Source organism: Streptomyces sp. NPDC028419, from assembly GCF_055565515.1.
Window position 1 is genome coordinate 1 of record NZ_JBVHUE010000071.1, and the last position, 13,130, is coordinate 13,130.

Below are 13,130 nucleotides of genomic sequence, written 5' to 3' on the forward strand. Positions count from 1 at the left end.
CCCCCCCCCCCCCCCCCCCCCCCCCCCCCCCCCCCCCCCCCCCCCCCCCCCCCCCCCCCCCCCCCCCCCCCCCCCCCCCCCCCCCCCCCCCCCCTACGACAGCAGCAGCGGCATGTCCCAGCCCGAGGGCGCGCCTCCGACGGAGTACGCGTCCAGGGCCAGCGCCAGGCCCGCCGCCCCGTCCAGGTAGCCCGAGACGTCCGTGCCGTACGCCGCCTTCGTCATCGTGAAGCGGAAGCCGAAGGGCAGCTCCGGGTCGAAGTCCGCGACGAGCCGGGCCGCGATGCCGTCCCGGACGGACTGGATCCGCGGGTCGCCGGCGTGCTCGTTCAGCCGGCCGAGCTGGTGCAGGGCGCCCGCCCAGCCGTGGCACAGCGCGTTGTCGTTGATCCCCCACCGCTCCGGGGGCAGCGTCAGCATCCGCTCCACCGAGGCCAGCGCCGTGGCCGTCCAGTCCGCCCGGCCCAGCGCCAGCCCGGCCAGTTGCAGCGCGCGCGAGACCCCGGGCGCGCCGTAGCACCAGGACGGCCAGCCGGCGGGGACGGCGTAGGCGTCGGGGCCGGCGAGGTAGTCGGCCAGGCTCAGGTGCGGGGGCCAGTACGTCCCGTGCTCGTCGCGCACCACCCACCGGGTGAGCAGGGCCGCGGCCGACTCGATGGCGTCCTGCTGCCCGGGGACCCGTACGCCCTGGCTCCAGGCCAGCGACAGCAGCGCCAGCGGCCCCGCCACCCCGTGCGAGATCCCGAGGTTGAGGTGGCCGTCGGGGAGCTTGGCCTCGGAGCCGATCCGCGGCGCGTCCAGGGCCCACCAGCGCGGCACCTTGTGGCCGCGGTGCTCCACCTCGCCCTCGGCCAGGCGGACGAGGTAGGCCAGTACGGACTCCAGCTCCTCCCCGCAGGTCTCGGCGCGGGCCAGGAGGTAGCGGCCCACGCCGGTCATCCCGCGCACCACCTCGTAGTGGCCGATGGTGGGCAGCGGGGAGTCCCGCGGGACGGCGGGCATCGCCGTGTGGACCAGGCCGCGCTGGTACGCGTCGAGCTTCTGGAGGACGGAGACGTAGCCGCCGGTGGCGCGGTGGGCGAGCAGCACGGCGAAGGCGAGGGCGCCGGGCCCCTTGAAGATGCCGCTCGGGACGGTCTCCCCGGTGCCGGCGGCGCGGGTCGCGAGCGTCAGGTAGCCGTGCGCGCGGGCCGTACGGTCCGTTCCGGGGCGGGCCGCACCGCTGAAGGCGATGGCCAGGCCCGGGCTGCCGCTGCCGAGGGTCAGCTCGGCCCAGATCCCCTCGGGCTCGCCGTCGTCGGAGGCCTCGGCGGGGATCCGGGTGGCGGCCATCGTGGCGGCGGGGTCGGCCAGCCGGTCCAGTACCTGCTCCGAGACCTCTCCGGCGCGCTCGCGCAGCCGGGCGTTGTCGGCGGTGGTCATCGGCTGCTCCTGCTCATCGGCCGCGCCTGCGCGCCGCGGTCGGCGTCGGGGGCGGAGCCGCGGTCGGCATCGGGGGCGGCGTCACGGTCGGCGTCGGGTACGGCGTCCGGGGCGGGATCGGGGGCGGTGCGGTGGGCGTGGGCGCGGGCGGCGAGGCGGGTGCGGGCGGCTCCGCGCAGCACCGCGTAGGCGCGGGCCTCCGCCGCCGGGTCGATGCCGAAGAGCCGGTTGTGCCGCATGTGCAGCAGGGACAGCACGGCCTCGTCCCGGTCGGCCTCGGGCGCGGCGAGCAGCAGTGCGCCGAAGGCGCGCGGCTGCGGGGACTGCGTCCACAGCTCGGCGAGGGCGGGGACGCCGAGTCGTTCGCCGACCCGGCGGGCGGTGTCCCCGGGGGCCTCGCCGGGGCGGACCAGCTCGTCGGCGAGGGCGCGGTGGCGCTGGTAGACCTCGTGGTCGGGGCCCTTGGTGAACATGTGGTCCGCCCAGGCGCACCAGTCCCAGTCGCCGAGGGAGTCCAGCAGGACCGCGTGCCCGGCGGCGGCGAGGACCTCGTCCGCCACCGCGGCCGCTCCGGCGCGCCGGGCCCGCAGCTGGATCAGCGCGGACTGGCTGTCGGTCAGGAAGAGCCCCTCGGCCGCCTCCTGCGCGTCCGCGCCCAGATAGCGGTCGGTCTCGGGCCGGTAGGCGTCCAGGGTCAGGGTCCGCACGGTGCCCGCCTCGACCAGCCGGCGCACGTGCCGGGCCACGGCGGGCAGCACCCGTCCGTGCAGCGCCGCGGGGTCGCCGTGCAGCCGGATCCGCAGGTGCGGTTCGGGATCGCGGTAGCGCAGGAAGAACCAGCGGTCGACGTCCGCGTCGACCTCGGCGAGCAGCCGCGGGAGGTGGTCGGCGAGCAGTGCGTCGTGGACGCCCGGTTCGGCGTACAGCTTGAGGTAGAGCCAGTCCTCGCCGGGCAGGTGGACGGCGGTGGGCGCGGTGCGCACGGCGGAGCGGGCGAGCGGCGCGGGTGCGCCGGGCGGGGCCGGCGCGGCGGCGCGGGCGGCCCGTACCAGCGGGACGACGATCTCGGTGCTGTGCCCGCCGTTCCAGCCGAGCCCGGCGCCGCCGGCGGTGAGGTCCTCGTACAGCTGGAACCGCGGTTCCTTCGCGGTCAGTTCGGCGCGCAGCAGCCCCTGGTCCCAGGGTTCGCTCAGGTCGACCGGGAACATCTGGTCGTTGCGGGCGATCTGGATCCGGTCGGGCACCCGCCCCCGGCGCCGCCAGTCGCGCAGCCCCTGCTCCCACACGGCGTCGTCGGACGAGCGGGCCGCGTCCAGCAGCCTGCGCCCGGCGAGCCAGCGGCGCGGGGCGGTGATCACGCGGCCGTAGCGGACGCTCGGGAGGTACGGGAGCACGTCGAGCCCGGCCCAGTCCCACCCGGACCACACCCGCGGGCGGGCCGCGGCGAGGTCGCTGAGGAAGCGGGCGACGGGCGGGGCCTGGGCGTCGAGGGCCAGCATGTGCGGGAAGACGGGGACGACCGGGCGGCCGGTGGGCCCGTGCAGCAGGCGCAGCCCGTCCTCCCCGGCGGCGACGAGGAGGGTGCGCCAGTCCAGGCAGTGCGGATCGCCGCGGTCGTCGGCGACCCCGATGGGGATCCGGTGCTCCAGCAGCGGCGGGACCTGCACGATGTTCAGGGAGCGCGGGTCGCCCGGCATGACGTCGACCTGCGCGAGGATCGGCGCGTCGGCGGCCTCGATGTCGGGGTCGGCGTCGGGGTCGGCGTCCGGGCCGGCGGCCAACTCCCGCAGCTCTTCGGTGAGTCCGGTGAGGGCGGCGAAGCGGCCCGCGGTCGCGCCGGCCGTCCAGGAGCCGATGTGTGGGCTGCCGAGCAGGGTGAACTCGCCCCGGTCGAGGGCCTCTTGGCTGTCGGCGAGGACCTGGAAGCAGAGTTCGAGGGTGCGCGGGGCGCGGACCGCCGGGTCGTGTCCGACGGCGGCGGCCAGCCGGGCCACGTCCGCGTCGGTGAGCTCGATGTCACCGCCGTCGAGAACCGCCTGTTGGGTCAGCTCCGCGATGGCCGCGCGGCGCGGGCGGTCGGCGTCCTCGCCGGGTCCGACGCGCGGGTGCGCGGGCGCGGGGGCCCCGTAGGAGGGCGGCAGGCCGAGCCCGCGGTGCGGGTCGACGAGGTCGCCGAGCGGGACGGCACAGGCGGTGCCGTAGCGCTCGATGAACCGCTCGCGGTAGTCCCGCATGTGATCGAGGCTGGTCCACTGCGGGGTCATCGCCCAGATCGCGGCGGCGTAGCGGCGCACTTCCTCGCCGATCGCCTCGGGCAGCACGAGGTCGGCGGGCATCCGCAGGTCGACGTGGACGGGCGGCCGCGCCCCGGCCCCGCCCTGCGCGCCCGCGCCGTCCGCGGCGCCCGGTCCGTCGAGGGCGTGTACGGCGTCCAGCAGGGCCCGCCAGGACGCGCGGCCCTCGCCGGGCGGGTCCGCCTCGTGCGCGGCGGCCGCGGCGCGGACCGCGCGCAGCCCTTCGGCCGCGCCCGGGACCGCGCCCTGCACGGCGGCCTCGATCCGGTCGAGGAGCGCGGCGTCGATGCGGTGCGGGGTCAGGGAGGTGAGCAGGAAGCCGTGCTGGACCAGTCCGGCCAGCAGCCCGTCGATGCGCTCCGCCCCGACCGTCGGGAAGCGCTCGACCAGGGCGTCGAGCAGGTCCGTGTACGGGACCGGGCGGGCGGCGGCTTCGCGGACGACGGCGACGAGCGCGTTGTCCTGGACCGAGACCTCCCGCTCGCCGGTGTGCCGCACGAGCCGCCCGTCGCGGCGCACGCACAGGTCGTTCAGCACCACGTCGGTGCGCCGGCGCACCTCGGGCACCGCGAGCCAGTCGCGCACCCGCCGGTGCAGCCAGGCCCCGTCGAGCCGGACCGCGACCTGTCCGGGGCCGGTGGGCGGGCTGGCGGGCGGGGCGGTGGGCTCCGCCTTGTCCGCCGCGCCGAAACGGGCCCGGGAGACGCCGGCGAACAGGCCGAAGGGGGTGGGCCGCCCGCCCGCCCGGCGGGCGTAGCGGGTGAGGGTCCTGGCCGCGCTGAGGGTCCGCTTGCGGCCGAGGGCGGCGGCGCCCTCGTCGGTGGCGAGGCGCTGGAGGCTGAGGGAGAGGCTGCCGCTGGCGACCTCGACGGCCTGGCGCAGCAGCGGGTCGGCGGCCAGGAGGCGCAGGCCCGGGACGGGGTCGGCCGCGTCGATCCGGGCTTCGGTGCTCCCGCGCGGTGTGCTCGCCATGCGCACGAGCACCGGTCCTCGCACCTCGAAGAGGTCCAACGTCGTTCATCCCCCGTGTCGGTACGAAGAAGCGGGGCGGGCACCGGCCCGCCCCGCTTCACATCACGTCTACCGCGTCAGCAGCAAGTGGGGCAGCGGGTGCCGATGGCGTAGCTGCTCGGCGAGGTGAAGGTACCGGCGCCGAACTCCTGCGACTGGTCGGAGACCTCGGAGATGCTGAGGTCGAGGTCCAGGTCGGACGTGTCGTTGGCGAGAATCATTTCGATGCGCATGTGTCCCCCATCGGGTTCGTGAAGCGAACAAATGATCGATACATCAGAGCGCCTGTTCGGTGCCCGCCCCCACACCTTTCATTGCGGCAGCATTGCGCCGGGAGCTGTTTTTCGGCCAACCGAAAGAAATGCCGGAGCGAGCCCTTTCCGGCGCAAGAACGGGGCCCGCGACGACCTCCGCACGTCCCCCTCGACCGGAACCACCGCTTCAGCCAGGAGCTTCTCCGACCCGCCGCAGCAACGGAGTTACGCGCTCCAGCGCACCGGAAGCCGGTCCCCGAGGGCCCTCGCCGACTCACGAACGGTCACATCCGGCCGCACACCGGGACCCCGCCGCCCACCCCAGGACCCACCCGCCACACCAGTGGGCCAGGTGGCGTGATCGCGCCCTTGCCATGATCGCGCCCGACGGCTTATCGAGCACGCCTCATGCGGACGGCTCACGCGGTCCGGTCGCCCGGTCGGATCACGCCGACGGGCGGCCCTTCGGCCGGCGCAGGCCCGCCGCCGTGATCCGGCGGACGATCTCCTTGCTGCCCACCTCGACGGCGCCCGCGCGCACCGCGTCCGCGTACCGGTGCGAGGGGACGTCGTAGTGGTCGCGCTCGAAGGCCCGCTCGGGGCAGCCGATGGCCGCCGCGAAGGCGTGCAGCTCCTCGAAGGAGACGTCACTGACCAGGTGCGACCACATGCGGCCGTGCCCCGGCCAGGTCGGCGGGTCGATGTAGAGGGTCACCGGGGCCGGCCCCGGCCCTAGCGACCGAGGACGGGGCCGAGCCCGCCCACGGCGGCCACCTTCACGCCCTGCTTCCCGCACACCCAGTGCGGATCGGGCCCCAACTCCGGGTCCACGTCCAGCGCGTGCAGATCCTCGTGCGAGCAGACCGGGCACAGCGGCCAGCGCCCGTACTTCTCCAGGAGCGCGTCCTGCACGTCCTGGGCGACGAGCCCGGCCAGGTAGTCGGCGCCCTCCGGCCACTGCTCCGCCCACCAGCGGCGGTGCACGACCGAGTCCTCGACGAGGGAGACGACATCGGCGTCGGCGACCTCACCCGCGATGAGGTCGGCGAGTACGAGAGCACGAGCGGCGTGCAGCGCCTGCTCCAGGGGGGTCGCGTGGTCCATACGAGTCATTGTGGACCCCCGCGCCCCAAGTGGCGAAGGTCCCGCCCGGCAGGGGCCCCATGGCGTCTTGACGCCCCGAACCGCCTGAAAATATCTTTCAGTAGTGAGCGAAAACCAGAAGGAAACTTTCAGCCGGAGCCCGGCGCCGGCCGCCCCGGCCGTGATCCCCGGCCCCGAGACCCTGCGCGCCAAGATCCGCACGCTGGGCCCCGCCATGACCCGTTCCATGCTGGTCGTCGCCGAAGCCGTCGCCGCCGACCCGGCCGACTGCTCGCAGCTCACCGTCACCGCGCTGGCCGCCCGTACCGGCACCAGCGAGGCCACCGTGGTCCGCACCGCCCGCCTGCTCGGCTACCCCGGCTACCGGGACCTGCGCCTCGCGCTCGCCGCGATCGCCGCCCGCCAGGAATCCGGCGCCTCCCCCGCCGTCACGGCCGACATAGCCGTGGACGACCCGATCGCGGACGTCATCGCCAAGCTGGCCTACGAGGAGCAGCAGACCCTCGCCGACACCGCCGCGGGCCTGGACCACGCCCAGCTGGCCGCCGCGGTCAAGGCGCTCGCCGCCGCCCGCCGCATCGACCTCTACGGCGTCGGCGCCTCCGCCCTGGTCGCCCACGACCTCGCGCAGAAGCTGCTCCGCATCGGGCTGATCGCCCACGCGCACGGCGATCCGCACCTGGCCATCACCAACGCCGTCCTGCTGCGCCCCGGCGACGTGGCGGTCGCGATCACGCACTCCGGCTCCACCGGGGACGTGATCGAGCCGCTGCGCCACGCCTTCGAGCGCGGGGCCACCACCATCGCCGTCACCGGGCGGCCCGGCGGGCCGGTCGCCCACTACGCCGACCTCGTCCTCGCCACCTCCGCGGCCCGGGAGACCGAGCTGCGCCCGGCGGCCATGTCCAGCCGGACCAGCCAACTGCTCGTCGTCGACTGCCTCTTCGTGGGCATCGCCCAGCGCTCCTACGCCACCGCCGCCCCCGCCCTATCAGCCTCCTACGAAGCCCTGGCCCCCCGCCACCGCGCCACCACCCCCAACCTCCCCCGCACCCCACCCCCCGGCGGAGCCACCGTCCCCCCTCCCTCCAGAAACGCCTCAAACGCCGCCGAGGCTGACTCCCCAAGGCCCCAGGCCCAGCCCAATCCAGCCCACCCAGCCCCCAAGGCCCAACCAAACCCAGCCCGCCCAGCACCCAAGGCCCAGCCCAATCCAGCCCGCTCGGCACCCAAGGGCCAGCCAAATCCAGCCCGCCCGGCGCTTGAGGGCCCGCCGGAGGCAACACCCGCCCCCACCGGAGGGCGCCTCGAACGCCGACGAGGCTGAGTTTCCAGCCCGCCCGGCGCTTGAGGGCCCCCGCCGGAGGCGCGACAACGGCCGCAGAACACCCGCAAGGAGCCAGCCCATGCCCACCACCAGCGACCTCCGCCACCAGCTGGACACCCTCACCACAGAGGCCTTCCGCCCAGAGCTGGCCGACATCGACCGCCTCCCCACCCTCGACCTAGCCCGCATCATGAACGCCGAGGACACCGCCGTCCCCACGGCCGTCGCCGCCCAACTCCCCCAGATCGCCACCGCCATCGACGCCATCGCGGAACGCATGGCCCGCGGCGGCCGCCTGATCTACGCCGGCGCCGGCACGGCCGGCCGGATGGGCGTCCTGGACGCGAGCGAGTGCCCGCCCACCTTCAACACCGACCCCTCCGTCGTCGTCGGCCTGATCGCCGGCGGCCCGTCCGCCATGGTCAAGGCCGTCGAAGGCGCCGAGGACTCCACCGAGCTGGCCGTGGCGGACCTCACCGCCCTCGACCTCACCGCCGACGACACCGTCATCGGCATCTCGGCCTCCGGCCGCACCCCGTACGCCATCGGCGCCGTCGAGTTCGCCCGTACCCGCGGCGCGCTCAGCGTCGGCCTGTCCTGCAACGCGGACTCCGCCCTCGGCGCGGCCGCCGAACACCCCGTCGAGGTCGTCGTCGGCCCCGAGCTGCTCACCGGTTCCACCCGCCTCAAGGCCGGCACCGCGCAGAAGCTCGTCCTGAACCTCATCTCGACGATCGTGATGATCCGCCTCGGCAAGACCTACGGGAACCTGATGGTCGACCTGCGCGCCTCCAACGAGAAGCTGCGCGCCCGCTCCCGCCGCATCGTCGCCCTCGCCACCGGCGCCCCGGACGAGGAGATCGAGGCCGCGCTCAGCGCCACCGCCGGCGAGGTCAAGCACGCGATCCTCGTCATCCTCGGCGCGGTCGACGCCCCCACGGCCGCGAACCTGCTGGAGTCCTCCCACGGCCACCTCCGAGAGGCGCTCACCGCCGCGCGCCCCGCCCCCACCACCTGACCGCCACGACCGGCACCCGACCCACCACCGAGGGACGACCCGCACCATGTCCACAGACAAGAACCGCGCCACCGCCGCCGCGATCCTTCCGCTGGTCGGCGGCCCCGACAACATCACCTCGATCGCCCACTGCATGACCCGCCTGCGCATCGGCCTGCGCGACCGCACCCTGGTCCAGGACGAGGCCCTCAAGGCCCTGCCCGCGGTCATGGGCGTCGTAGAGGACGACACGTACCAGATCGTCCTCGGCCCGGGTACGGTCGCCCGCGTCACCCCGGAGCTGGAAGCCCTGGTCGCCGAGGAACGCGCCGCCGCCCCCGCACCGGCCCCGGCCGCCCCGCACGCCGTGACGGCCGACGAGCTCGCCGCCCAGGGCGCGGCCCTCAAGCAGGCCCAGAAGGCGAAGAACGCCACCCCCCTCAAGCTCTTCCTGCGCCGCGTCGCGAACATCTTCGTCCCGCTGATCCCCGCCCTCATCGGCTGCGGCATCATCGCGGGCCTGAACGGCCTGCTGACGAACTTCGGTTGGCTGCCGACCATCGTCCCCGCGCTCGCCGCGATGGCCTCCGGCTTCATGTCGCTGATCGCCGTCTTCGTCGGCTACAACACGGCCAAGGAGTTCGGCGGCACCCCGATCCTCGGCGGCGCCGTCGCCGCGATCATCGTCTTCCCGGGCGTCGCGAAGATCGACGCCTTCGGCCAGCAGCTCTCCCCCGGCCAGGGCGGCGTGCTCGGCGCCCTCGCCGCCGCGCTGCTCGCCGTGTACGTCGAGAAGTGGTGCCGCCGGTGGGTCCCCGAGGCCCTCGACGTCCTGGTGACCCCCACCCTCACCGTGCTGGTCTCCGGCCTGGTCACCCTCTTCGGCCTGATGTTCCTCGCCGGTGAGGCCTCCCACGCCATCGGTACCTTCGCCACCTGGTTGCTCGCCACCGGCGGCGCCTTCGCCGGACTGGTCCTCGGCGGGCTCTTCCTCCCCCTGGTCATGCTCGGCCTGCACCAGGCCCTGATCCCGATCCACACGACCCTGATCGAGCAGACCGGCTACACCGTCCTGCTCCCCATCCTCGCCATGGCGGGCGCGGGCCAGGTCGGCGCGGCCATCGCGGTGTACTACCGCCTCCCGCGCAACGGTTCGCTGCGCCGCACCATCAAGTCCGCCCTCCCGGCCGGCTTCCTCGGCGTCGGCGAACCGCTGATCTACGGCGTCTCGCTGCCGCTGGGCCGCCCGTTCGTCACCGCCTGCATCGGCGGCGCGGCCGGCGGCGCCTTCATCGGGCTCTTCAACCAGCTGGGCGTGGCCTTCGGCTCGACCGCCATCGGCCCCTCCGGCTGGGCGCTGTTCCCCCTGCTCAACGGCAAGGGCGGGCTGGGCACGACGATCGCCATCTACGCGGGCGGCCTGGCCGTCGGCTACGCGGTCGGCTTCCTCGCCACCTACTTCTTCGGCTTCACGAAGCAGATGCTGGTGGACCTGAACACCGACCCGGAGCCGGACCCGGCCACCGCGACCGCCACGACCACGGCGGCGCCGGCCCCCGCGAAGGAACCGGCGCTGTCGTAGTCCACGGCGCCGCGATCACCGCGCAGCGGGTGCGGCGGGCAGGTTGAACACGTTCCCCGGCGAGGCGATCTTCGTGATCGCCTCGCCGAAGACCGTCGAGGGCTCCGCGCCCTTGTAGTTGACGTCGGTGTTCAGCACCACGACGAGCGACGCCTTCGCCTCGGGCAGGTAGATGGTCAGCGACTCGTAGCCCGGCAGCGAACCGTTGTGCCCGATCCAACCCTGCACCTTGAAGATTCCGAGGCCGTAACCCGCCCCCGGGATCGTGGTCTTGATCGTGTCCAGCCGGTCCTTCTGCGTGGCCGGGCTCAGCATGTCCTTGCCGTCGGGCAGGACGCCCGTGGCCACCGTCGGCGCCCAGGTGTGCAGGTCGTCGAGGGTGGAGATCATCGCGCCGGCCGCCCACCCCCAGGAGGGGTTCCAGTCGGCCGAGTCCTCCAGCTTCCCGCTGGCCGTCTGCTCCGTGTACCCCTGCGCGTGCGGTTCGGGGAACTCCGCGCCCTTCGGGAAGAGCGTCCGGTCCATCCCCGCCGGCGTCAGGACGTGCTCGTCTATGTAGTCCGCGAGCTGCTGCCCGCTCTGCTTCTCGACCACCAGGCCGAGCAGGATGAGGTTGGTGTTGCAGTAGTAGAACTTCGCCCCCGGCGCGAAGAGCACGGGGTGCTTGAAGGAGTAGTCGAGCAGCTGCTGCGGCGTGAAGGGCTTGTCGGGATTGCTGGTCAGGGCCTTGTAGAAGCCCTCGTCCGCCGAGTAGTTGAAGAGCCCGCTGCGCATCTCGGCCAGCTGGCGGAGCGTGATCTTGTCCCCGTTGGGCACCCCGCTGATGTACGTGTCGATGGTGTCGTCCAGCTTCACCTTGCCCTGGTCCACGAGCTGGAGCAGGGCGGTCACGGTGAAGGTCTTCGTCTCGCTGCCGATCCGCATGTGCAGGTCACGGGCCATCTTCTGCCCGGTGGCCTTGTCGGCGACGCCGAAGGAGCGGACGTACTCGCCCTTGTCCGCGGTCCACAGCCCCACGCTCACCCCGGGCACCTTCGCCTCGGTCATGACCCGCTGCACGGCCTCGTCCAGCTGCTTCGCCACGGCGGGCGTCAGCTCCCGTACGGTCCCGGGCGCCACCGGCGGATCGGTCGCGGCAAAGACGCCCGGCACGGCCGTCCCCTGAGCGAAGGCCGCCCCGCCGCCGAGCGGCACCAGCAGCATCCCGGCCGCGACCGCGGTCACGGCCCCCCTGCGCAACCGCATGGACGAGTGCGTCATGGCCCGACTCCCGCCGTACGAGAACAAACCCGACATCCAGCGTAGGCCGTCACGGGTGTCGCCGCGCGGGGAGATCAGACCTTCTCAGCCACTGCTCGCGCATGGTCGGCCGTGAGCAATTCGATGGCGTCGATGGCGGACTTGTGACCGTGCGGCCCAGCGCCCCGCAGCAGAGTGGCAACGGACTGGGCGACAACCTGCGCAACCGGCTCCACACGGAGGCGGGAGAGCGTCCCGGCGGTGAGCGAGACGGAGATGCCGCTACTGGGCCCGTCGCCAGGGGAAAAATCGATGTCGTCAGCCATGGCGCGACTAAGGCATTTGGAATGCCATAGCGCCACGGACCCGGCCGGCCCCGGCGCCCCGGTCACGGGTGGGCCCGCTCGTGCAGCACGGCGGCCAGGCGCATCGCGGTGTCCAGGTTGCAGCGGCCGAGGTCGACGAGCGGGAGCCCGTACGTCCCGGCCGCCGACACCACGTCCACCCCGAGGGACGGGAACACCACCCCCACGCCGTCCAGGGCGTCCTTGAGCTGCCAGACGGCCTCCTCGGCGGCCTGGCGCCGCTCCTTGGGGGTCATCACCATCACATGTCACCTTTCGCTCTGAGTAATCGATTTCTACACACAGCGTGGCGACCGGGTCGCTAGCCTTTCAATGCGAACCCCGCAACAACGGGACGTGTTGACCAAGGAGTTGGCATGCCACCAAAGCCCCTGGACCCTTCCTCATCCCCCCGCGCCCTCCTGGGCGCCGAACTCCGCGTGGCGCGCGACCGCGCGGGCCTCAGCCAGGCCGAGTTGGGCGAACCCCTCTTCGTGAGCGGCTCGTTCATCGGCCAACTGGAAGCCGGCACGCGGCGCATGCACCTGGACATCGCCAGCCGGATCGACGAGATCCTGGACACGGGCGGCTTCTTCGCGCGGAATTGCGAGGCCGCGGCCAAATCGAAGTATCCGGACCACTTCGCCGCGGCGGCCGAGGCCGAAGCGATGGCCACGGGCATCCGCGAGTACGCGCCGCTGATCATCCCGGGGCTGTTGCAGACCGAGGCGTACGCCCGTGCCGTCTTCCGCGCGTACCAGCCGACGGCGACGGAAGCGGTCATCGACGAGTTGGTGACGAACCGGCTCGCGCGAGCCTCGCTCCTGAGCGATCCGACAACGCCCTTGTTGTGGATCGTCCTTGACGAGGCGGTACTACGTCGTCAGGTCGGCGGCCCTACCGTCATGGCCGAGGCACTGCGCCACCTCGTCGCGCTGATCCACTCGCATCGGATCGTCGTCCAAGTACTCCCGTTCAGCTCCGGCGCCCACGCATCCACCGGTGGCTCCATCAAGCTCATGTCCTTCGACGACGCCCCATCGCTCGCATACGTCGAAGGCAGTGGAACTGGCTTGCTGTTCGACGATCCGGCCACGGTCAACCGTCACTCCCTGACCTACGATCTCCTCACGGCCGACGCCCTGCCACCACGCGAATCGCTGGCCCTGATCGAGTCAGTAGCTGAGGAGTACGCGCATGACGAGCACGCCTGAGTACGACCTGTCGGCAGCCATTTGGCACAAGTCGAGCTACAGCGACGGCAGCGGCGGAAACTGCCTGGAGATGGCCACCTGGCGCAAGTCCACGTACAGCGGCGGCGACGGCGGTAACTGCGTCGAGGTGGCCGAAGGCCACGGCCACCCCGACGTCGTGCCCGTCCGGGACAGCAAGCGCCCCGACGGCCCCCACCTGGCCTTCGCCGCGCCGGCCTGGGCCGCCTTCGTCGCCTGCCTCGGCTAGGGCCGTGGGGGGGGGGGGGGGGGGGGGGGGGGGGGGGGGGGGGGGGGGGGGGGGGGGGGGGGGGGGGGGGGGGGGGGGGGGGGGGGGGGGGGGGG

The 13,130-nt window shown here is 73.7% G+C and carries 12 protein-coding genes and 1 pseudogene; 5 read left to right on the top strand and 8 right to left on the bottom strand.

The annotated features are described in order from the left end of the window. Window positions 1–93: 93 nt before the first annotated feature. From ACZ4UB_RS39140 to ACZ4UB_RS39160, 5 genes are all read right to left on the bottom strand, one after another. Window positions 94–1,422: a lanthionine synthetase C family protein gene (locus tag ACZ4UB_RS39140; protein ID WP_468078006.1), complete on the bottom strand. Its 1,329-nt coding sequence runs from the start codon at window positions 1,420–1,422 to the stop codon at window positions 94–96. Continuing rightward, a complete protein-coding gene (locus tag ACZ4UB_RS39145; RefSeq protein ID WP_468078008.1) occupies window positions 1,419–4,688 on the bottom strand; it encodes a lantibiotic dehydratase in 3,270 nt (1,089 codons plus the stop codon). The genes ACZ4UB_RS39140 and ACZ4UB_RS39145 overlap by 4 nt, the downstream gene beginning before the upstream one ends. A 116-nt stretch (window positions 4,689–4,804) precedes the next feature. Further along, window positions 4,805–4,960, bottom strand: coding sequence for an SCO0268 family class II lanthipeptide (gene lanA / locus ACZ4UB_RS39150; RefSeq protein ID WP_354381260.1), 156 nt, complete (start codon window positions 4,958–4,960; stop codon window positions 4,805–4,807). A gap of 466 nt (window positions 4,961–5,426) precedes the next feature. Then, on the bottom strand, window positions 5,427–5,696 hold the full coding sequence (locus ACZ4UB_RS39155; RefSeq protein WP_351041706.1) for a DUF4031 domain-containing protein: 270 nt from the start codon (window positions 5,694–5,696) through the stop codon (window positions 5,427–5,429). A 17-nt stretch (window positions 5,697–5,713) separates the two neighbouring features. After that, entirely contained in the window at window positions 5,714–6,085 is a 372-nt protein-coding gene (locus ACZ4UB_RS39160) for a hypothetical protein (RefSeq protein WP_468078010.1), read from the bottom strand. Window positions 6,086–6,188: 103 nt separating this feature from the next. Between ACZ4UB_RS39160 and ACZ4UB_RS39165 the strand changes: the two are divergent. The 3 genes and pseudogenes from ACZ4UB_RS39165 to ACZ4UB_RS39175 form a co-directional block, all read left to right on the top strand. Continuing rightward, window positions 6,189–7,112, top strand: a pseudogene (locus ACZ4UB_RS39165) (MurR/RpiR family transcriptional regulator); the annotation flags it as partial. Between the two features lie 379 nt (window positions 7,113–7,491). Continuing rightward, window positions 7,492–8,430, top strand: coding sequence for an N-acetylmuramic acid 6-phosphate etherase (gene murQ, locus ACZ4UB_RS39170; RefSeq protein ID WP_468078012.1), 939 nt, complete (start codon window positions 7,492–7,494; stop codon window positions 8,428–8,430). Window positions 8,431–8,476: 46 nt separating this feature from the next. Further along, window positions 8,477–9,991: a PTS transporter subunit EIIC gene (locus ACZ4UB_RS39175; protein WP_468078014.1), complete on the top strand. Its 1,515-nt coding sequence runs from the start codon at window positions 8,477–8,479 to the stop codon at window positions 9,989–9,991. A 15-nt stretch (window positions 9,992–10,006) separates the two neighbouring features. On the opposite strand, the gene ACZ4UB_RS39180 is transcribed toward ACZ4UB_RS39175, so the two are convergent. The 3 genes from ACZ4UB_RS39180 to ACZ4UB_RS39190 all read right to left on the bottom strand — a co-directional run bounded on the left by ACZ4UB_RS39180 (window position 10,007) and on the right by ACZ4UB_RS39190 (window position 11,837). After that, window positions 10,007–11,251: a serine hydrolase domain-containing protein gene (locus tag ACZ4UB_RS39180; protein ID WP_468078016.1), complete on the bottom strand. Its 1,245-nt coding sequence runs from the start codon at window positions 11,249–11,251 to the stop codon at window positions 10,007–10,009. Window positions 11,252–11,325: 74 nt separating this feature from the next. After that, window positions 11,326–11,556 carry a hypothetical protein gene (locus ACZ4UB_RS39185; RefSeq protein ID WP_468078018.1) on the bottom strand — a complete coding sequence of 77 codons (231 nt, stop codon included), beginning with the start codon at window positions 11,554–11,556 and terminating at the stop codon, window positions 11,326–11,328. 62 nt (window positions 11,557–11,618) lie between these two features. Further along, complete coding sequence (locus ACZ4UB_RS39190; RefSeq protein ID WP_354381255.1) at window positions 11,619–11,837, bottom strand: hypothetical protein; 219 nt, start codon at window positions 11,835–11,837, stop codon at window positions 11,619–11,621. A gap of 114 nt (window positions 11,838–11,951) precedes the next feature. Here ACZ4UB_RS39190 and ACZ4UB_RS39195 point away from each other — a divergent pair, with 114 nt between their 5' ends. Then, entirely contained in the window at window positions 11,952–12,788 is an 837-nt protein-coding gene (locus ACZ4UB_RS39195; RefSeq protein ID WP_468078020.1) for a helix-turn-helix domain-containing protein, read from the top strand. Further along, window positions 12,772–13,035, top strand: a complete 264-nt coding sequence (locus ACZ4UB_RS39200) for a DUF397 domain-containing protein (protein ID WP_468078022.1) — start codon at window positions 12,772–12,774, stop codon at window positions 13,033–13,035. Before ACZ4UB_RS39195 ends, ACZ4UB_RS39200 begins: the two co-directional genes overlap by 17 nt. Window positions 13,036–13,130: the final 95 nt, after the last annotated feature.